Here is a 21799-nt window from a genome sequence, read left to right on the forward strand (position 1 = left end):
AATTGCTATCCCATGGGCCACACAGAAGTTTTTTGGCAAGGAGGCAAGGAATTTCCGTACAAAGGGTCGGATTTTGGGTACTTGGTTTGGCGCAAAAGAGACTGCTGTTTGGGTTAGTTTTATTTGTTGGAGAAGCATATGACACAACGAATTATTGTACTATTTTTGGGGATGATTCTCAGCAGTCTAGGTGCCGAAGAGGATGCCCAATCACTAATAAATCAAGCTGAACAAGCGTCTCAATTTGGATCGATTGATGCGAAAGCGTTGATCCATTCCCTTAAAGATCCAGAAGGGAAGATCTCTAAGATTCTCAAAGGCAAAGTTGGAAAGAGTTGCACAAGTGCGCATTCTGATCAACCTTCCGGAAAATGTGGGATGAATCTTAAACCCCTGAAAGATGATAAGTCCCTTGCTCAACTGTACATCTTCGTCTCATCAAGTATGCCTCAAGAATCAATCAAAGTTTTAGGTCAGCAAGCTCAGAAGATTGGAGCGCATGTGGTGTTTCGAGGGTTGGTTGGGGAAACATTTCCGAAGACGCAAAGTTACATGAAGGAATTAGGAGTTGCGGTTGAGATTGATCCCCCAAAGTTCGACAATTATAAAGCCACTGTCGTTCCAACATTCATCCTTGTTAACAAACAAACCATTGATCGAGTTGCGGGGCATATAACACTATTAGAAGCGCTTGATCAGTTTCAGAAAAAAGGAGAGTTAAAGACACAAGCTCAAGAATTATATCAAACCCTTCAAGGTAAAGGGAATGAATCATGAGGGTGATTTTCATTCAACTAGCTATTTGGGGGGGAATTCTATCAACTCTATCCTATGTGGTTGCAATGAATAAGTCGTTTGACCAAGGCAGTACTTGGGCTCATAGTCACCCTATCCCCTCACCTCAAAACCCTAAAGTGATCCCAGGATACGGGGGGAAAGACCTGCCTCAATCAAGATTGAAAGGCCATGATCTTGGAGGTGAGGCTCAAAAAGCGATGCACGACAATGAGGCCGGCAACCTTATTGTGGATACTTCTGATGCCCGACCAAACTACGTCATCGATTCACAAAAAGACCCCCTTATTGTGGTGGCCGATCAAGCTATTGCAGGTCCTCAAAAGACTCTCAACGAAAGCCTAAAGGAAACTCCTGGATCTGACATAACTTCAGAAGAAATCAAAGTGTGTGAAGAAGGAGGAGAAGAGTATCAACAAAACTGTTCAAAGCACCTAAAGATCGTTCTTAAGATCACACCAGAAGTGAAAACTAATGTTACCTATTGTCCGGGGCATGCAAGAAAGGAAAGAAGAGGATGGAGCATGCACTACAGTCATTGGACAGAGTATTGCGGAGGATGCGCAACTCGGGTAGATGTAACCCCAAAAAAAGTGAAAGTTATCAAGGAAAAATGGATTGATGGATGCAAAGCTCTCGAAGATCACGTTGATAAAGGGCTGTGTCGCTATGTAAAAGCCACGAGAAGCCCTCAGAATGAAACACGCATCATTAAAGGCGAACCTATTGTCCGTGATCATTTTGAAGAACATTATGAGTATTCCTGCTTTAAAGCTTCCAGGAATTCTTGCGCGGGTTTACGAGAAAAGGGCTGCTATCAGACCAATTCGGTTTGCAAAGAAAGGGTTGGTAACTCTTGTGTTCTTTGTGAGCAAACATATCGTTGTCCTTCTGGCAAAAGAGCACTCAAGTCTTATAAGTCTTCCAACAACAAGAATCCTTTTTGCTTGAGTGGCGACTGTACCGATGCCAGTTATAGACCCAATCAGGATTTGTTCCAAGTATTGAGTCAGATGTCTGTTCTAAAGGAGGCTCAGAATGATTTAAGGAACTTTTCTACCATCTTCAAAGGGACGGATCGTCGGTGTACACGCAATTGTTTAAATTTTCGGGATTGTTGCGGTTCTGGCAAAGGCTGGGGCGTATCTCTGAAGCTGGCGAGTTGCGATGCCGAAGAAAAAGAACTCCGCGAATTACGCGATAAAAACAGATGTGTGATGGTTGGAACCTATTGTGCAGAAAAGCTCGGCGGTCAATGTATTCGAAAAAAGACGACCTTTTGTTGCTATGACAGCAAGCTTGCAAAAATTATTCATGAGCAAGGAAAAGGACAATTGGGACTTGGGTTTGGATCCCCCCAAAAACCCCAATGTCAGGGTTTGACCCCAGAACAACTGTCAAAAATTGATTTCTCTAAAGTGAATTTCTCAGATCTTTTCCAAGATATTGCAGCCAGAACAAAAGTCCCGAACGTTCAAAAGATCACGAAAGGTATTCAAAGATCGATGAAGGATAAGACGAGTCATATTACCAAGTCGCAAAATATACAGGGGCGTGGCCATGGGGATTTCTAAACTACTTTTATTGCTAATCATGCTTCTCATCTCTCCTGCCCATTCAAGCTGGTACAAAGGAGATCAAAAGGGATGGCTTTGGTATAAGCGTACTCTTCCTCTTATGAAGAGAGAACCAAAAAAAGATGCCACATCAAAGGTACTTACTTATTCAGGAAGGATGGATGCTTTAAGGAAAAACTTTGAAGAGATTCAAGCCAAAGCAATTCTAGAGCCCACCTTAGACAATGTACAAGTGATGCAGCAAGCGCAGAATGCTATCATGAATCGGGCAACTGAGTTTGAAAAATATTGGATGCTTGCTTCTCTTCTTACCAGCCAGAACTTTAGAGCTTCTGATCAACCTAGTCCTCCACATCGAAAGGTTTATCAAGAGCAGCTTGATGGACAACTTGACCAGAATATAAGAAGGTTAGCCAAAACCTATGGCCTATTCTTTGTCTTTAAAGAGGACTGTCCTTATTGTCATGAGTTTGCCCCCATCGTCAAAGATCTGATGAATCGTTATGGATTTGAGGCAAAAGCGATCTCGGAAGAAGGAAAAGCGCTTGAGCTGTTCCCCGAGGCTGAGGCTGATAATGGGACCATAGCAGTCCTCAATCCCGAAGGCATCTTTCCGTCTTTGTTCTTAGTCAGTCCCCAATCTCGACAAGTTATTCCTTTGGCTCGTGGTCTTGTGAGCCTCTCCCAGCTACGAGAGAACTTCAAAGTCATCATTCGATTTTTAGAGGAGGCGCCTAATGGCTCGTAAAATTGTAAGCGTCTTGGTCATTCTAACTTTAAGTTGTCTCCCATCTCCTACTGAAGCCAGTGCCTTGGACAAATTCTTTAAAAGTCTAGGTGGCCAAGTGAACAAGACAACACCGGGTGCGTTTCAAGATCAGGCGGCCGGGTATTACACAGGTGGCGGCTATGTGTTGCGTCAGAATAATAGTGTCGTTCAGCCCATCAATATCAGCCTGCCTCAGTTGGGAACGGGATGTAATAATCTCGATTTGTATTTTGGATCATTCTCCTTTTTACAAGGCGAACAACTCTCCCAACTGCTTCGACAGATCGGAACTGGTGTCCCTACGTATGGTCTTCAACTGGCCATGAAAACTATGGCGCCTCAAGTTGAGAATCTTTTATCTCAGCTTCGAAAATCCGTCCAAGACATGAATAATATGATGCTCAATTCTTGCCAAGCGAGTCAGAAGATTGTTGGAGGTCTCTGGCCTCGCGGAACTGCGGCGAGTGAACAAATCTGCATGAACGAGAAGCGCAGTGGCGGGGAAGATTGGTTCGGGGCACGTCAACATTGTGAGAAGCCTAATTCTGTTCAATCAAACGTCAAACATGCGCAAGGCAAGTACAAAGACCTCATGATGGGGGAATATAATCTTGTATGGCACGTCCTTAATAAAATGCCGGAGTATGAGAAAAACAAGGAATTGGCATCCTTTATCATGTCCGTGACTGGAACCTTGATTTCAAAAAGATTGGGCGACACCATTCGCCTCAAAGTCATTGAACCCAAGGCGGATCAGAAAGACTTTATTGCGGCTTACCTGAAAGGTGGAACGACGTCTCAGCTCACTTGTGATGAAGACCAAAAATGTCTTGCTCCACGCTTGACTCAAGTAACCATTCAAGATAGCAGCGCACAGCCCCGTACGACCATGAAAGCAAAGGTTATCTATAAAATCTCAGAGTTGCGGGTTAAATACATTTCCAAAGAATCGATCACAGTAGAGGATATCGCTTTCCTCAATGATGCCGTCAATGTCCCCGTCTATCGATACATCCAAGTGAGCGTGGCTGCGGGAACACCGTTTCTTATGCAGGACGCAGCGGAATATATCGCCGCCAATATCATCCTCACCCAATTTGATCGAGTGATGAGTGAGGTATTGGAGGCTGTCGATGCGTTGCAAAAGATTCAGCTCGAAGATACGGCAATTGAGAGTTTCAAGAAGAACTTGCAGAGTTCGAGATCCCGCGTTCAGTCGTTGTTGATTGGCGCTAACAGCGGTTCCATCAACACCTTGAACCAAACAATCCAAGCCATAGAACAAGCCATTGTTGCCAAAAACAGTTAAGGAGAGGTCATGGATTATGCAGTTTACATTTATGGGGGCGGCAAGATTCTCTGGACCATCTTCAATGGCATCAGTTTAATCTTTGCAAGTGATAATCCTTACTTTACATCCGTTGGCACCTTAACAATCGGGATAGCATTACTTTATACAGCTGTAAGGTCCGTTCCAGGCGGGTCCCTTCCCATATTCTTTAAAGAGTGGATTTTGCCCACATTTCTTCTGGTCGCCTTGTTTTATGGACCTAAAGCTTCCGTCAACATCATTGATAAGGTTGACTTGAATTTCAAATACAGCAAGGTCGATAACATTCCACTGGGCATTGCTGCTGTGGCCAGCTTATCAAGCACGCTTGCTGAGTTTTTGACGGAGCACATCGAGACCATATTCACTTCAAGCGACATGGAACGGTTCTCAAGAGTGGGGCCGATGTTTGGAGCTAAGTTGATTCAAGCGGCGCATACGTTATCGATAAGAGATCCCCTCATCCGCGAGAATTTGAAGGACTTTACCCGGCAATGCTTTGCCTGGCCCTATGTGTTCTCAAACCTGGAGCCCGGTAAGAAAGCCGCTTTGGAAACCGAAGACATGTTGGGTTTTATTGAGGCAAATCCTCACCCATTGCTAGGGATTTATTGGCGACAACCCAATGGCCAATCAGCTTTCATGAACTGTCGTGAATGTGCCACCAGGGTGAGAGAAATCATTCCCATCGAAGTAGAGACAGGCTTCAGATCCCTCGCGATGAAGATGTTTGACATTAAAGGAGACGGAGAAGCCGAGACCCGTCGTTTAAAGCAATATTTTGGAGATGCATGGCAATATCTCGCGCGTGGGTCAAGCGATGCGGCTCACATCATTCAACAAGAACTGATGCTGAATAGCTATCGAGGAGCCTTACAAGACAAACGAGATGAATTAGGGTTAGGTCGCAATAGTTCTGAATTAGCTCATCTGAATGCAGATCGTGGAATAGCACAGCAGGATAGCTCCTTTCTTGTCAAAGCAGCCTTGTCAGGATCGCAAATCCCGATCCTTCACACCATTATATTTACTCTTGCTCTCATTTATTTTGCCATCATGGCTCCCATGACATTTTTGCCGGGAGGTATCGGGCTGCTCGTTACATGGGTAAAAGTAATGGCTTGGCTGGCCACATGGCCGATCTTGTTAGCCATCCTCAACGCATTGGGCCACATGTTTGCAGCACAAAGTACAGCCTCACAAATGATGGGATATGGTCAAGGCCTGAACCTCATGACCCAGAATGGCTTAGCCGATGCGGCCTATAATGCTTACTGCTTTGTAATGGGATTACAATATTCTGTTCCCTTCATTTCCTATGCGCTTCTCTGGAGTGGGGGATATGCGTTTTCTCAACTGTCCTCTTCCTTCACACAAAGCGGCGAAGCGTTTGCCGGTAAAGCTGGTGCAGAAGTTGTTGATGGCAACGTTTCCTTTGATGCACAAAATTTGCATACTCGATCCATAGCCAACTCCCAAATTGCTCAACAGCAGTTGGGGTCTTCTTTCAATTATGGCTCTCGCTTCGATGATGGGAAGATAGCAGCCCTTTATGGAACTGAAGGTCAACTCAGTTTACAAGAACACCAAACGCAGCTGGGCACGAACGTTTCTCAAAATGATGCAGTGAGTGCCATGTCTGGGCTTCAAAGTCAGGTAGCTCTTCAATCCTCGCTCAACCACACAAAAGCAGCTGGTCAGCAAGTTCAGATGGGGATGAACGAGTTGTTCTCCTTAACCAAGAGCCTTGCGGATAGCCAGGAATTTACAGAAACATTTGGAGAATCAGGCTCAGCAAGTGCCCAAAAATCTCTATCAAATTCCATGGATATCGCCAAGCAATTTGCCAAGGATCATAACATTTCTGAAGATAAGGCATTTAATATATTGCTTGGCGCGAGTGCTGAAATGGGGGGTGGTGCTGGGGGACAGAATTCTGGCTTTTTTGGAAAGCTTGCTGCGAGCCTTGGGGGACAATTGCAGGCTTCTGCCAGAGATAGTGAAGGCATTTCAGAGAGCATTAAAAGCGGGCAAGCGAAGCAGTTTGCCGATAACTTAAGTCATGGATTGCAATATGTTGAAGACAATAAAGGATCAACCAGTAATACCCTCTCAAGTCAAAAGCTTGATCAAGCTCAACAGCATTTTAACAAGGCTGACAATTTCTCTGAACAAGCTGCTGCAAGCCTCCAAGAATCTCAAATGTGGAGCGAAACGGCATCTCTTCAGCGACAAAAGGGAATTGCTTCCGGCAGCAATCTTAATGATTCATCATTATCATACGTTGCAGACAAACAATTTGGCGGAGATAGGGTAGCAGCAGCAGCTTGGCAAACTCAAAATCCAACAGCATATCAAAAAGAAATCGAAGGATATCTCGATAAGAGCCAATCTGGTATGCAACCAAATAATCTCTCTTCGAGGGCAGATATATCTCAACACAATACTGACTCAAGGCAAAACATAAAATCAATACCTGCAAACAATCCAGGTCTTGAAGAGATAAGGCAGAAGCACGATCTCAATCAAGGTGGTTATGAGCTAGAAGCAACATTGCAGGCTCGCCGTCAAGAAACAAGACAGACCATAGATCAACACAAAGTCCCTCTCAACAATGAAGAGTTCCGTGGAGAATTTGATGCAAACGAACAAGAGTTTGAAAATGAAAAGAGCAAAATCCTACTTAATAAGAGTTGGAATAAAATATGGAAATAACCCTTGAATCATCCTTCATAGAAGGAATGACTTTAAGAAAATGGGTTTGCCAGCTTGTTATCCGAAGCAGCATTGTACATCGGACTGTGGATAACACTCATCGGATAAGACCATTGGTTCATTTGACTTTGATTAGGGGAAAGATAGGGATATTTAATCCTTCCAATCAATATCGCAATTCCAGAAGGGATGAGAACAATTCCAAGATAGGTGAACAGAAAAGCCGTGTAATATCCAACTTCTTCAACAAAAAAGTAACATGTGAGAGCCATAAAGACGCTCATTGGAATTGCAATGCGGCGCAGCTTGATCATGAATGCATTAAATGCATCCATTTGTTGAGGAGTTACTTTAGCGCATTGGAAGTAGGCTTCAGGAGCCTGAGCAGAATCCTTATACCCCCTAAAGGTAAAGAACCACCAGTCCCAAAACGAAGTCAGCATCACATGGGACAGAAGGAGAAGAAACAGGTTCCCTGTAGCACAAAAGATGCAGAAACTCATGAACGCCGTAATATAAATGCGTCTATTGTGATAAAATTTCACCTTGATCTTAGGAACTTCTTCCAAAGGAGTTTCGATAGATGTATTGGCTGTATCAGTCATCTTTTCCATCCTTTCATGATTAACTTTACCACAAAATATTTAATGCAAATGAAAATTATTCAATCTCTTACTCAACAAAATCATAGATGTGTGACACTTTTAACAACCTCAAAGGAGCAAAACTCATGATGAAAACTTTTACCCGCGGTGGTCAGGTTACCCTTCATAATCTTCATATGATTCGTCAAGTGTTGGTTGTCACAATCATCACATCCTTGTTGATAGGCATATTGTTCTTTGGAACGAAGAGTTGGTTTGATTATACCCCTTATGAGCGCTCAGCTGCATGGGCTTATTGCTGGGCAGAATTTAAAATTGGCATTCCATTTGTAAAGGCCCATAAACTGACTCAATATTACACTAATCCGGATGGAACTCAGAGGATCGTTCGGTCAATTGACATCCACAAGGATCGCAGACACCAAATCCATGCCAATAGTGTGAAGCAGCAGATTATTGACAATGCCTGGCTTTCCTTCCGAGTCATGTTTTGGGTATTCCTATTCATTTGTGGAATTTGGTTGTGGCGAGGGCATTCTACCGCCCGCAAACGCATCCTATCGGGAACGGAGGTCGTTTCGGCTAAAATGCTTAAGAAAGTGATCAGAAGCCGCAAGGAGGCGTCTGATTTTACACTGGCGGGCGTGCCCCTCATCAAAGATAAGGAGAAGCAACATACGCTTATTATTGGAACGACGGGGTCCGGCAAAACCAACTGTATCCATGAGCTTTTGCAACAGATTCGAGCCAAGAAGCAAAGAGCAATAATTGTTGATATGACGGGCGCATTCATCGAGAAGTATTATCGTCCTGAAATAGACATCATTTTGAACCCGCAGGATGCGCGCTCAAAACCTTGGACTGTATGGGGAGATTGTCCGAAATCCCATCACATACGTTTGATCGCGTCCGTGCTTATACCCGCGGACAACAAAGGTAATGAGTCTTACTGGACGAAGGCCAGCCGGGTGGTCTTCATGGCAACGGCCGAAAAACTCCTCAAACTCAATCGCCTGACCAATACAGAATTCTTGAGTTATGCCACCAACGGTCCCATCCGGGAAATCGAGTCATTCTATAAGGACACCAACGCAGCAGCTATTATGAATTCAGATGCCGCTGAGACGGTGATGGGCGTGCGATCAAACTTGCAAGCCCATACGGAGTGTTTAACGTTCTTTAAAGAAACCAAGCGCCCATTTTCTATTCGGGAATGGGTGAAAAAGGAGAAAAACGAAGGCTGGTTGTTCTTATCCTCCCCACCCCAGCTTCGTGAGGAAATTGCGCCGCTCATGGCGCTTTGGACGAGTATTGCCACCGATGCGCTGATGGGTCTTCCCCATAGCCAAGAACGGCGCTTGTGGATCGTCGTTGATGAGCTTCCAGCTATCAAGAAATTACCGAAGCTCCAGATGATGTTAGCAGAAATACGAAAGTATGGGGGATGCGCAATTTTAGGTACCCAGGATATGAGCCAATTGGATGAGGTATATGGCCAAAACATCGTCAAGTCCATAGCGAATCTCTGCAGCACAAAAGTGGTCTTCCGTATCGAAGGCGCCGAAATCGCCGAGCGTATGTCTAAGTGGCTAGGTGTTCAAGAAGTCTCCGAGACCATGGAGAGTATCTCCTATGGAGCTCACCAAATGCGCGACGGTGTCTCCCTCAATGACCAACGCAAAGAGAAACCGACCATCCACCCAGATCGTTTGATGAAACTGCCAGACTTATGGGGATATCTCAAAGTGCCCGGGAATTATCCGATAGCGAGGGTATGCTTCAAGATTCATAAGTTAGAGCGTGTGGCTGAGGGGTTTGTGGAGAGATCTTAAGAAGATTGAGGAGTTTTTAAACATTTGAGTGCCTCCCACATATATCACCCCTGATACTCTTCTAATTCGAATCTTTTCGATTAGCTCCTTTTCAAGGAATTCAGTGCAACATACGTAATCCATACTTATGTATGTTACTTACGTCTCTTTTTCGGATAAAACTGAATAAAAATCTCCTCTAGGGTTAATTTACTAACTCCCTTGGGGGGAATTATTAATATAGGAGATTTACCATGTATTTAAAATTTAAAGGGCTACTTGTCGCGCTATTCTTAAGTATGACTCTTGCTGGGTATATTCTTGCGGTAGAGCAATGTGAGTACGTAGAAGTAGATAGAAGCAAGCCCATACATGTAGAACAATTAAGCTCACAATATATTAAGGGACAGTGGAATTCGTTTCCAAAAAAGCTATCTTTAACAAAGAAAAAAGGGTTGCTTGGTGAAGTTGCTGCACAAGATGTGATTGAAAGTTTAAATTGGGATGGAAAAAGACTCGTCAGCATAACATCCATGTTTAAACAACAAAACTGTAGTGTTTCATCATACTTTAGAGATAATGCTGATCGAGGGATCGATGATATTTTTGTCGTGGTGAGGGCTGATGGCTGGGCTGACCAAAGGTTTAACCCTATTTTCCATGAGTCAAAATTTGATGGACGGTGCACCCTTAAATTAAAAGATACAGAGACACTTTGCAGACAGCTTTCGTTTCAATGGATAGATGGAAACCTTCAGAAAATTTCCAGTAGGACTGATAGGGCTAAACTTTGTTTTAGAACATCAAGTCTAATAGCAAGGTCATGCCAGTCGTGTAAAAAAGAATTTCAAGACACTGTAGTATGGTTAGCAAGCATGCTTAAAAATGGAAACTTCAACCGTACAGCAAGTGTCCTATGTTCAGATGGTACATTCTCCCTTTATGAAGTGAATGGGGCTTAACGTAAAAGGCTGGAATTATTAATCAATAGAAGCTCTTCCAATATCTTTACCATGGCAAGGCTATCGAGTTTGCAGTATTCAAGGAGATCATTCTTGATTTTCGCCCGTTCAGCCTCAAGGGGTTTGTCATTGATAAACGATAGGTATTTGGCCAAGGCATCACCGCCGTCTTGAATGCCTAAATCAGCATACGATAGAGCCGGAGCCAGAACGGGGAGAACCTTTTTAATAGAATATGAACCATTGAAGCTTGGATCGTAGAACCATTTCTCTTTGAAAGGAACCATTAAATCCCAAAGTCGATCTATCATGTTATTTAAATCTGGGGCTAGGTCTGGAAATGCTTTTGCGAGCTCCTCTAGACAACCTTTTTCAAATGACATGTTATAGACAATGATGCTTCCTTCAGGGCTTAGATCTTGTGCCAGTCTCTCTGCCAATACTCGCATGGGATTTTCGTTTTCCTCAAACAGAAACTCACGATGTTCGAGCGCAGAGTCTGGCGAGCTCTTTATATGAAGGCTGTATTGGAAAGGTAGCTTTTGATAGGGGCGATTCCCATCGAATCTTGGGATAGCATATCCAATGGTCTCAAAGTCTAAAAAGGAAAGTGGGAATTTAAGCTGTTTAAGATGTTCAGAAATTGGCGGGAGATCGATGTGTTCTTCCTGGTTTTTTTCGGCCATTACCTGGATCAACTGTAGATCGGTAACCACATTCTCGGGGATATCTTTGACCAACTCAATACCCTCTGAAAGTAAATCACCCCGCTTTTCGTCTCTGATGCCGCTCAAGTAGTGAATCGACTTTTCAGGAACATCTTTCCAGCAATAGTGCTTGAACTCACAGTCATAGGGGTTTTTGCAAATGCTGCCAATATCCCTATATGGCTCTTCGTCTTGTGACAGAGTTTCGTTGATTCTAGAAAGATAGTCCGGAACTTGACTTAGCTTCTCTTTCAAACGGTCATCGACTGACTCAACAATGAATAGCTCTGATAGATTGAGGGCTCCTTGTCTTACATATTGATTATTCAAGTGGGCTAAGCAAACACGCCGTAAACGAATGCCAGATTGCTGGAGGACATAGGTCTGAATGGCACAATCCGGAAGATGTTCCTTTTCTTTAACCTCTGTACTGCTTTTAACCTCAATTAAATCAAATGAACCATCAGGGTTTCTAACCAATATATCTACTCGCACAGCAACATTTTCAAATAAGAAAGCGGCTTCGAAAATTGCTTTTGCTCCATTTTGAATTTCAGCTTGTGTGTGTTCTAAAGCCTTATCGAGGTTTTTATAATCCTCATCAATTAGGACACCGCCAGAGTAATGTTCCCGTGCTAATTCTCCTACTTCGTTTCCTTGAGCAAGTACGGATTGCTGGAATGTGGATGTTTCTTGAATTAAATCTTTTCGAAAATTATAGAGCCAAATTCGCTTTAAGCATCTCCGGCCCTTGCAATATTGTGATTTCGATAAAGATCGCATTGCTTCAAGACCTATTGTAAGGGCTGTGCCTATATTAGTTCATGTTATGATTGCAAAGATAAACAGGTGGTTAATTTTCTAGATAACTGTGCTAAATTTCTCCCGGCGACTATCGTAAAGAGAAGCGAACCACCCACCCCGATTGATTGATGAAGCTACATGACTTAAACGCATATCTCAAAGTGCCGGGGGGTTACTCTATAGCGAAGGCAAGCTTCAAGCTTCAAGATTCATAAGCTGGAGAGGACGGCTGATGGGTTTGTGGAGCGGACTCTTTCGCGTCTCTTAATTATTGCATCATTTTATACCTGAAATTAATTATTTTTATTTAACATTGAGTTCATGAAAAGGAAAAGCCCATGAACCCAACAAATGATGATGAGCTAATAAAATTAATATTAGAAATTAGAGAAAAAGCCAATCAAGGAGATTCTGAGGCCCAATATGCCCTAGGCTTAAGACTAAGTATGGGCGATGGGATTATGAAAGATGAAGTTGAAGCAGCTAAGTGGTTTCAAAGAGCTGCTGAACAAGGGCATTCAGAGGCTCAGTGGAAGCTAGGGAATATTCTACAGTATGGCATAGGGATAAAAGTGGATATGACCGAAGCATTTCACTGGCTTAAAAAAGCCTCTGAGCAAGGTAATGCCCAAGCCCAATACCGCTTAGGATATTTATATTATTGTGGCATTGGGACAGAAAGGGACATTAAAGAGGCCGTTAAGTGCTTTCAGGATGCCGCGATGCAAGGTTACTCTCTAGCCCAGTTTCAATTTGGAATTGTTCTTAAGAAGGGCATTGGGGTAGAAAAAAACGAGTGTGAAGCTGAAAAGTGGCTTAGAAGGGCGGCAGACCAAGGGCATTTGGATTCCCAGGTCATGTTGGGGAATATGTATGGTACGGGTGATAGTGTGAGGTTAGATCATACTGAAGCATTTAAGTGGTTTAAAAAGGCTGCCAATCAAGGGGATTTGCATTCCCAGACCATGTTGGGGATGATGTTTAGGAATGGCATCGGAATAGAAAAAGACGAAGCACAGGCCATAAGCTGGTATGCAAAGGCGGCAGACCAAGGTCATGCACCAGCTCAAAGAATTTTGGGATGCTTCCTTATGGAGGGTATTGGGATAGAAAAAGATGAAGCAGAAGCTGTTAAATGGTTTAAGAAAGCCGCAGAACAAGGGAATGTTGATGGCCAACGTTGTCTTGGAAGCGCTTATTATGCAGGGGCAGGCGTTAGGCAAGATTACATTGAAGCACTCAACTGGTTTAAAAAAGCCATTGAACAAGGGGATTTGCATTCCCAGACCATGTTAGGGGTGATGTTAATGGAGGGTGATGGTGTAAAAGAGGATAAGGCAGAAGGATTAAAACGGATTAGAGAAGCAGCAGAACAAGGCTATGAAACAGCACAAGAGATTTTAGCTAAGTATGAGAAGAAAGGCTACTCCAGCTACATCTTTCATCTATATTTGATTGGCTGGATTATTACATTTATATGGTTAGTTTTTTTTAATGGAGCTAATTATAATTGGTGGAACTGGATCGTTTTGATTCCAATTGATGGATTCCTAGCAGGTATATGGCCATTATATTGGTTGATTATAAGATGGCTCCCCACCCCATTTTAGAGGTATTACTCCGGAAGTAAAACAAGATACGCATCTCTAAAGTGAGACTCAAGGAAAAGCTTGCTTTGCCGTCTATTGAACGTAAACTATTTGCTCGTCGGAGTAATAGTAGTTTATTGCACGCCCTTCATGGGCGCAACAGGGCAAGCAGAATTCAGCAATCGAGATAATGCGCTAAGTCCCAAAAAAACCAGTTTTTATTGGGGTGGCCGTTTATAATTGGTAAGTATTTTTTTTGAGTAGAAGAACATATGAGCTAATATTGAAAGACTCGAAAGGATATTAATATAACACCAGAATTCCTTTTTAAAATGGAATTGAATAATCGGATTATATAGAATACAAACGATAACCATTAGAATTACTCCGAGGTTACTCTTCAAGTAGTTAATTTGCAGATAGATTAAGTAACCAGCGGAAACACTGACCACCAGGCGAAGCAGTTTATAATATTCATAGGGTAAGTTCAATGGAGCGATTATTAACATAAGCGCAGGAACAAGCCAGATGAGCCATTCAGTTTTAAATTCCTCTTTCATATCTCACTTCCTACAAAGCCATTATAGGCTTTAACATATTTCCAAATTGCTAACAAAGCATTTCGAAAGTGCGTCTTGTTGAATGTCAATAATGGGTGTGCCTTAATAAAAACAAAACTCACTTATTTATCTGTCTAGTACAAAGAGTATACCCCAGTTTGGCTAATTGGTACGTTTATATGTATACCAAACATCTTGTTAAAAACCCTTTCCAAAAATCTGAATGAATTTTGAATTTGAGAGGTGGTTCGATTATTTAATTCCGAGATGCCTTCGAGGCGGTTATAATATGGAAATAGTAGCTCTTTCACGCCAGAGTGTCTGTATTGCCTTAAACACTCTAAACTTTCAATTTCTTTAGTGGAGGCATTATAATCCGTTTGAAGTTGTTCAAACTCATTTTTCATTTCAGAAGCTGATATACTCTTATTCTTTTTTGCTAACCAATAATGAATAGATCTCAGAGTACTAGTAGATTGTATTTCTAAAAATAATTTATGGTACACAGCAGCTCTATAAAGGTGTGCCAGAATGAATACAACTTGTGTGTCTTCATTTTTAAGAAGTAAATCAAGCATCCTTAAAGCATCTGTAAAAATATCAGTTTCGTCAATCTGCTGATCAGGTAATGATCCATGTAATCTATTTAATTTCAATGTGCATAAATCCCTGTATTCACATGTAGAAAACGCATTTGAAAGGCTTGTTTGTGATTCCAGAGAAAAATCATCACTTGCCAAAATTATGTAATTATCCATAAAATCCATAGGAAATGAATTTACGATCTTCTTTTTTCTGTTATCTGAGGTACGCAAGCAAGCTAAGAAGGCGTGAATAACTTCGATTCTAGCATTTGTTGTAATGGGGCCCTCTTTATCTAACTGATCACCTCTAATTGACATTCCAACAGGTGCATTGCTGAAATCAAAGACATAATATGAATCTGCCCTAATTAAAACTCTCAAACCAGACTCTAGTCGTGCGTCAATGAAATAATTCTGAGGATTTGGCTTGCAGCTAGGATTAAAATACACCCAACCCTTTTTTAAGTCATATAAGGCCATGTAGGGAAAAGTAAATTTTTGTTTCATAAAATTGTGCTCTCTGTTTCTGTTTTAATGGGTTGATCTTGAATTAAAGTATGAACGAAGATGATCCCTGTGTTTAGTCTTACATCCGCAAGCCCCTTCTCACAACCTGATCTCTCTGCATTTGCTCCTGCTGCTCTTGGGCTTGGCGTTCTTGTTGCAGCTGGGCTTTGGATTCAGGTGTATCTCCTCGGGGCTTTTCTTGCTGAAGCTGCATTGAGAATTCCTCATAAGCCTTGATGGATATTTCGGCAGATGTAGGGATGGCATTGTCTTTGACCGCCCGTTTTTCAACCACCCCCCTTTCAACCAAATGAGCTTCAAACAATTCCCCTGCAATCTTCGTCAATTGCTCGGCCATTTTGTTGACTGCGGGCTTGTCGGCATCGGTTGGATTGCGCCCATACCGTTCTCTAAAATGAAAGAATTCGCATACGGCCTGATACTTCTCCTGATTCTCCAGTTCAAACTTGGCGCGTGCATCCGATAGACCTTCACGCACGGTAAATAGATCGCTGGAGCGTTTTTCCTCCGAATGATCGAACGATCGATAACTCTCTTGAATTGGTTTTGTTTCGACGGTCTCATACAAAAAGTTTGTAATCGCTTCCTTTGCTGTGACCTTCACCGCATTCCACAAGTCCCGCCCTTGCTGCATCTTTTGGGCAGACCACAACACCTTCTCATCGGCTTGGAGCTGCGCTTGAACCTCTTTTGCATCCAGGTAATCCACGCCGGACAACTTTTCTTGAATGCGCGAGAGGCGATCGACGTACTTCTCCTCTCGCCAGAAATCTAGGGACGAGCCAAAGACCCCGAGCGTCTGGCGATGACGGCTCATGCCAACGTAAGTGAGGTTTCGGTATTGTTCGTAGGACGCGAGCATCTTCACATGATCGACAGTCACCCCTTGAGTTTTGTGAATTGTGGTCGCCCATCCACTATCGATGAACGGATACAGCTTGGGTGCAAAAGATACAACTTTTTCTGCATCGTCGGTTTTGACGGTTATCTTATTCTGATCAAGCTTCACGACCGTCCCCAACGTCCCGTTCTTGACCCCCAGCCCATTGTCATTGCTGGTGAACAACAGACGATCGCCGCACGCAAAAGCCTTGTTCTCGTATGTCTTGACCTCCTTTCCAAAATCATCGTGGGACAGGTGGCATGTCTTGTACATAAACTCAGGACCCGTGATCTCGCCTTTTTCGCGCATCATGTGCCGCGCTTGCTCATTCAGGCTCGCCGCATCCCGGTTCGTGAAGGCGAGCATAATGTGGGTCTGGGTTGAATTTGCTTCCCGATTCTCAGACCACGCAGCGACCATAGCAGTCTTCGTCTCGACCCGCGTGTCCTCGAGGTTGTCATAACTCATAGGCCGCAGAGTGTTTTCAACTCGCTTGAGAAGCGCCTGGTGTTGGGAGGACTCCGTGGCTTTTTCATAATCATATTTAAGTGTTCGAAGATGGCCCACATAGACGCCGCGCTCCTCCAGCCTTTCAGCATACTGATCAATGTTCAGAAGGATGTCCCTGGCGGCTTCTTGGCGGATTTTCAGCCACTCACGGTGAAGAGGTACATCCGGATGGTCGACTTCGAGCTTTTGGGTTTTTATATCATTTTGCATTTCCATCCAAATCCGCCCCGATACCTGCCGCGCCAAGCAAAACCTCTGAAGTGCATCCCTATCCTTAGTCGGGGATTCATCAATGGTTTTGAACATGCCATTCTCCTGATAAATCTCAAGGGCTTTCCGAGTGTTGAGGCTACCAAACAACCGTGTCGCATCCCGCTGCCAGCTTGTCTGTTGACGGACGATGGTCTCGAGGACGGCAGGTTCCACACGGTTCGTCAAAAGCCGAAAAGCTGGACCCGCCTCGACGGCCTGGAGCTGGTTGGCATCCCCCATGGGGACAATTTTGGCACCGGCCTTTTCAACGATCGTGAGCAACTCCGCAAACCGCCGACTGTCCACCATGCCCGCCTCATCAAGTACGATCACCGATTTGGCAGACACCCGCTCCCGTCCTTGCTCTTGAGCCCCTAAGAACTTATGGACTGTCATGGAACGAATCCCGCATCGAGCCATATTGTCCGCCGCACGGCCCGTTGGAGCCAATCCGATGACCTTGTATCCCCCTTGTTCCCAAGCCTCCTTCGCAGCCTCGAGAGAGGTGGTTTTGCCAGCGCCAGCAAACCCAACCACGCAGGAAATCTGATCGCTGGAGAGCATGTGACGGATCGCCTTATCTTGGTCAGAGCTGAGTCCCCCATGAGACTCCAGCCTCTTGTTTTGAGCCGCAATCGCGTTCTCCACATGTATTGCATCAACCGGATGAGTCCTTTGCGCTTCAAAGTTCTCCGCCCGTTGAACCAGACCCATTTCAACGCGTAACATCTCCCGGGTCGTAAACACTTCCTGTTCCTTATAGGTGTTAACGCGAACCAATTCATTTGAGGTCTTGAGACGGTTATAGAGATTCTGGAACTGCTCTGGATCATCTATGTACCGATTCAAGATCTTCGCAATGTCTTTTGCAGTAAACGTAGAATGATTCGACGTCACGATGGACAGGACAAGCTCAGGGTTCTTCAGAATCTTGAACTGATTCTTCAATCGCACCGCATCAAAGAGTGCCCTCTTGTCGGTTTTTTGAAGTCGTTGATTCTTCTCATTGGGAGACATGCCCAACTTCGGTTGCGGCTCCAGATCGATCTTTCGATCAATATAGGATCGATGATCAACCCGGATGTCGAAACCATGCGCCTTCAAGGCGGCATTCTGATACATCGCACATTGCTCGCGCCATTCTTCAACGAGCTCAACACGGTCCCAATCCCTCACTTTGTGGGCACTAAACCCATCCTCCGTGAGAGTACGCGTGGAGAGCAACACATGACAATGGGGCTTTTCCTCGCCCGTCTTTTCATCAATCTCAAAGTGATAGTTCATGATGGCGAGCATGCCCTTGACGACACAAGTGTCTTGAACAAACTGCCTTGCCCAGGCGATGTTCTGCTCCTTGGTGAGTTCTCGTGGTAAAGAGAATTCAAGCTCTCGATAGACCCGCGCATCCATTCGCTTTTCGGCGGCTTCAACAATATCGGATATTTTTTGTAAAGCTATTTGACGAGATGTTTTGCACTCTTCTGAAATATTAATTATCCAAGAAGGTGCGTTTTTTAAAACTACTATATCTACATCTTCCACGTTCTCTTTATTTCTATAGTCATATGTTTCACCAGTGCGCTGATCTACCAACATCGATGCAGATCTATAGGCAAGTGCAGAGACGCATGAACGCCCACTTTTCCTTGATATTCCCTTCGCGGTGAGATGATAGTTCGCCATAATTACATCTTACATCAATTTGTCTAAAATTGTAAGATATGTCGCTTGCGACAAAGCGATATTGCAACGCAATGTGTAAGCGCGCATTTCAAAAATTTGAAAAGAAGCATTGATCAATAGTATGAAATATTTTATTATTAATTTTAGGGATTTGTGTGTGAGGGGGTTGAAGGGGGGTCATCATCTCCCTTGAAAGAACGACATGAACACTAAGATCGAAAAGCGACTCCATAAGGTTAAGCAGCGTCTCACCCGATATGAGTGTCAACGGATACGGTATCTTCACCGACGAGGAGAAACAGCCATGCAATTCCGTAAAGCACGAACAAGGACTCTTATACAACTCGGTGGCCTTGTCGAAAAATCCGGCCTTCTGGAACCTCTCAACATTTCCCTTGGAGATGATCTGCAAAAAGACTACGAGCATCTTGAAAGCACAGCCATTCTCACTGGAGCGCTGTTAGAACTACGCGGTCGGTTTTATGACGAAGATGCGCAAACTCAGAAAATTCTTTGGTGTGAGCAAGGTAAAGAGGTACTGGGACAACTGGAGAAAAATACACATTACTAGTGATTAAAATATTCTTTTATAGATTCTGCCCAATTATTAAAGCCCTTCTGACAATTATTCTCCTTAATAAAAGAATAGGTTGACGTCGCGATATTAAGAGACGGTTGGCATTTAGTTGAACAAGGAACATGGCTAATCAAAGCAATGCCTTCTAAATATCTTGTAATATCTATAAGGGAGAAACGCTCATTAAAGTCGCTTGCTTTATAATTTTCGGCAATTCTGTCAATTTCATTTTCTCCAAATCCCTCAATGTATTGTACGCAACATTCTGGGTATCCTAGCAAACGTCCAAACTCAGCTGTATGAGGGAGTAAAGAATTATCTACTTTCATTATTTTTTTTGATAAGAACTTATCTCTTGATATGAATAGAAAATTTTTGTTGTCAAGGATTGAATGAAACCCCAAATCAAGCATTGATATTAGAAATTGATTCATGTTTTGTTCTTTTAAGATGTGCGTTCGCACTGCTGGCTTTATTTCGGCTAAGAACTGGCAGAAATCAACCTTAAAAGATAAGGGGAATATGTTCCAAGGAACAAGGTCCCATGCTTTTTTTAGTTGTTCATTAGGCAATTAAATCTCATTGATCTGTCTTCATTATTAATTTTTTGTAGCTTTATCATTCTCAGATAGTATTCCCAGATCCCTGCATTCACGAAATAACATTTCTGTCATTGGTTCCCAAAATTCGGCGGGAAAAAAGCTTGGGGAAAGGCATATAGAAACATCCAATATTCTACCTTCTAGCTTTTTTTTCTTTAGCCCAAGAAATATCTCTTTTAGAAGACCTTGCTGCTCAGCCAAAGATATATCATGAATGCGCCGACCATGTCCCTCTTGCCAAGAGGAATTTCCATCAAATCTATTATTGAAAAAATCCATGTCAATATGAAGAAATATGTCGACGTTTTCTGGAATCTGGCTGAGCCAAGTATCAACACACGAGGTAGCAATATAATTTGAAGAGGACAGAAGTGATTCTCTTTCAGTGCTTTCGCATTGAACGCTTATTCGTTGAAGTGGTTTCCCCAAAAGGGTGTCTTCTTGAAGTGCTTTCTTTAGGGCATAAGTTGTATAAGGAGCAGGCCGTAAAGTTAAATGACGAACATGAATCTTATTTATTTGCCAAATGAGAGGTGTAAGAATGCTGCCCTTACCTAATGCTCCGCTCATAATAGCCGCCTCTACAGTGTCAGGTTTCAGCAAGGAAAAATGATCCCCAGTAATAAAGTCCACAAATCGACGATCAAGTTGTTTCCCAATCCTTGGGGCCATCATATCTTGATGATCATCTATGTGAAGGAGTACAAGTTCCTGGGGCAAAAAACCTCTCTTTTGAAAATATCGGCTCCAAGATAAAGGTATCCATTGATCTTCTAGAGCAAACAACCCCTTTTCTAAGAAACGCCTTTCGCAAGGGATGTTTCTTATGCCTGTTCCAACTTTCCACCACTCAAGACCCCGGCGAATCTCTGGATCGTGTGTATAGCTGCCATAAGGTGTGCTTGGACGTTCAAGCCGGACTTCCCAATGATCTTTCATCTCTGTTGCCGTTGGAAGATGTTCCGTAAAATAGTCTTCAAGGGTTTCCACCCTCTCTGTGTCCTCAACGGGCAATGAATTCTTTTGGAGTTGGAGTAAGATATCTGCAATGGGAAGGTGTGGAACTAAAGACTTTGCAGGTGATAAAGGTGCATCAACTCGAAATTTCACTAAAGTGGATCGATCAATGAATAAGCATTTGACCCTGTCACGGCTTTCATACATCGCTTTTGCTAATCGGTGGACTCCATCTATTATGATATTGGTGTTTGTTAAGACAATGGGATATTCAAGATTTGATATTAAAACGCGATGTTTATGGGCGGCGTTTTCGACAAACTGTTTCAAGTTAGATTGCGAAGTTTGGCCTGGCTCGGTCCATGTATCCCAAATTATGAAGTCGGCTAGGCTGCTTGTTGCAACCTCTTCGTGTTGTTCAATTGGCTGACTAGAAGCCCATTGGATAATTGCTTTGACATCGTATGTACCAGTTTCATTTGTAAATGTATGTGATATCGAAGTTTTTGTGGGGGCTTCTCTTTCAGTGGCAATTATATTCATTGAAAGCAAGCAAGTAAGAACAATATATAGCATTGGCGCTTTTAATTTCATTTTTTGTCCTTATAATTTAGAAACATGCTGCCCTTAACATAACCAATTAAATAATATAGAAAAATCATATATTTCACATTCAATACAATTATTCATATTTTTTGTATTGTACTAATAGATTCACTTGGTGTAAATTCTTTTAGTAAACTTTTAATTTAAACAATGAAAAATTAAAGAAAGGACGCAGCCTATGAGAGAGAATTCGCAAACAAATATGTCATCTGATTTTAATACAGAGTGGAGAGGAATGGCTCAAGATGTGTTAAAGCATAGTGAGTTGAGTGACCATCCTGCATTAAGCCGCTTGCAAGCACATGCTCAAGAAAACTCTAATGGAAGCATGGATATTGGATGTTACAGTCGGATGCATCATCGTCACAATAGATAAGCTTATATTATCCAGAT

Annotated in this window: 17 protein-coding genes; 11 read left to right on the forward strand and 6 right to left on the reverse strand. The window is 43.0% G+C overall.

Annotated features, from left to right (window positions below):
- The 6 genes from K2Y18_10165 to K2Y18_10190 form a co-directional block, all read left to right on the forward strand.
- Positions 1 to 117: TraU family protein (locus K2Y18_10165; protein ID MBX9806092.1), on the forward strand; the 117-nt coding region annotated here is incomplete at its 5' end.
- A 21-nt stretch (positions 118 to 138) separates the two neighbouring features.
- Positions 139 to 777 (forward strand): hypothetical protein, encoded by a 639-nt coding sequence (locus K2Y18_10170; GenBank protein MBX9806093.1) that lies wholly within the window; start codon positions 139 to 141, stop codon positions 775 to 777.
- Positions 774 to 2369, forward strand: a complete 1596-nt coding sequence (locus K2Y18_10175) for a conjugal transfer protein TraN (protein ID MBX9806094.1) — start codon at positions 774 to 776, stop codon at positions 2367 to 2369. The genes K2Y18_10170 and K2Y18_10175 overlap by 4 nt, the downstream gene beginning before the upstream one ends.
- Complete coding sequence (locus tag K2Y18_10180; protein ID MBX9806095.1) at positions 2356 to 3120, forward strand: conjugal transfer protein TraF; 765 nt, start codon at positions 2356 to 2358, stop codon at positions 3118 to 3120. The genes K2Y18_10175 and K2Y18_10180 overlap by 14 nt, the downstream gene beginning before the upstream one ends.
- Positions 3110 to 4450 (forward strand): conjugal transfer protein TraH, encoded by a 1341-nt coding sequence (locus K2Y18_10185; protein ID MBX9806096.1) that lies wholly within the window; start codon positions 3110 to 3112, stop codon positions 4448 to 4450. The genes K2Y18_10180 and K2Y18_10185 overlap by 11 nt, the downstream gene beginning before the upstream one ends.
- Positions 4451 to 4459: 9 nt before the next feature.
- Positions 4460 to 7186 (forward strand): conjugal transfer protein TraG N-terminal domain-containing protein, encoded by a 2727-nt coding sequence (locus tag K2Y18_10190; GenBank protein ID MBX9806097.1) that lies wholly within the window; start codon positions 4460 to 4462, stop codon positions 7184 to 7186.
- 32 nt (positions 7187 to 7218) lie between these two features.
- Here K2Y18_10190 and K2Y18_10195 read toward each other — a convergent pair whose 3' ends face one another.
- Entirely contained in the window at positions 7219 to 7791 is a 573-nt protein-coding gene (locus K2Y18_10195) for a hypothetical protein (GenBank protein MBX9806098.1), read from the reverse strand.
- Positions 7792 to 7916: 125 nt separating this feature from the next.
- Between K2Y18_10195 and K2Y18_10200 the strand changes: the two genes are divergently transcribed.
- Positions 7917 to 9623 (forward strand): type IV secretion system DNA-binding domain-containing protein, encoded by a 1707-nt coding sequence (locus K2Y18_10200; protein MBX9806099.1) that lies wholly within the window; start codon positions 7917 to 7919, stop codon positions 9621 to 9623.
- Between the two features lie 233 nt (positions 9624 to 9856).
- Entirely contained in the window at positions 9857 to 10564 is a 708-nt protein-coding gene (locus K2Y18_10205; GenBank protein ID MBX9806100.1) for a hypothetical protein, read from the forward strand.
- Here K2Y18_10205 and K2Y18_10210 read toward each other — a convergent pair.
- The gene (locus K2Y18_10210) at positions 10561 to 12054 is read right to left on the reverse strand and encodes a DUF2779 domain-containing protein (GenBank protein ID MBX9806101.1); all 1494 of its coding nucleotides are present in this window, start codon (positions 12052 to 12054) and stop codon (positions 10561 to 10563) included. The two genes, K2Y18_10205 and K2Y18_10210, sit on opposite strands and share 4 nt — an antisense overlap.
- Positions 12055 to 12413: 359 nt before the next feature.
- On the opposite strand from K2Y18_10210, the gene K2Y18_10215 reads away from it, so the two are divergent.
- The gene (locus K2Y18_10215; protein MBX9806102.1) at positions 12414 to 13685 is read left to right on the forward strand and encodes a sel1 repeat family protein; all 1272 of its coding nucleotides are present in this window, start codon (positions 12414 to 12416) and stop codon (positions 13683 to 13685) included.
- Between the two features lie 673 nt (positions 13686 to 14358).
- Here K2Y18_10215 and K2Y18_10220 read toward each other — a convergent pair.
- On the reverse strand, positions 14359 to 15315 hold the full coding sequence (locus K2Y18_10220; GenBank protein ID MBX9806103.1) for a hypothetical protein: 957 nt from the start codon (positions 15313 to 15315) through the stop codon (positions 14359 to 14361).
- A 79-nt stretch (positions 15316 to 15394) separates the two neighbouring features.
- A complete protein-coding gene (locus K2Y18_10225) occupies positions 15395 to 18664 on the reverse strand; it encodes an AAA family ATPase (protein ID MBX9806104.1) in 3270 nt (1089 codons plus the stop codon).
- Between the two features lie 304 nt (positions 18665 to 18968).
- Here K2Y18_10225 and K2Y18_10230 point away from each other — a divergent pair, with 304 nt between their 5' ends.
- Entirely contained in the window at positions 18969 to 19235 is a 267-nt protein-coding gene (locus K2Y18_10230) for a conjugal transfer protein TraD (protein ID MBX9806105.1), read from the forward strand.
- On the opposite strand, the gene K2Y18_10235 is transcribed toward K2Y18_10230, so the two are convergent.
- Both K2Y18_10235 and K2Y18_10240 read right to left on the reverse strand, forming a co-directional pair.
- Positions 19232 to 19813: a DUF483 domain-containing protein gene (locus K2Y18_10235; GenBank protein MBX9806106.1), complete on the reverse strand. Its 582-nt coding sequence runs from the start codon at positions 19811 to 19813 to the stop codon at positions 19232 to 19234. The genes K2Y18_10230 and K2Y18_10235 overlap by 4 nt on opposite strands.
- 27 nt (positions 19814 to 19840) lie before the next feature.
- On the reverse strand, positions 19841 to 21394 hold the full coding sequence (locus tag K2Y18_10240) for a hypothetical protein (protein MBX9806107.1): 1554 nt from the start codon (positions 21392 to 21394) through the stop codon (positions 19841 to 19843).
- Positions 21395 to 21584: 190 nt separating this feature from the next.
- Between K2Y18_10240 and K2Y18_10245 the strand changes: the two genes are divergently transcribed.
- On the forward strand, positions 21585 to 21782 hold the full coding sequence (locus K2Y18_10245) for a hypothetical protein (GenBank protein ID MBX9806108.1): 198 nt from the start codon (positions 21585 to 21587) through the stop codon (positions 21780 to 21782).
- The last annotated feature ends 17 nt before the right edge of the window (positions 21783 to 21799 follow it).

Source organism: Alphaproteobacteria bacterium (assembly GCA_019746225.1).
In the GTDB taxonomy this organism is placed as follows: domain Bacteria; phylum Pseudomonadota; class Alphaproteobacteria; order Paracaedibacterales; family VGCI01; genus VGCI01.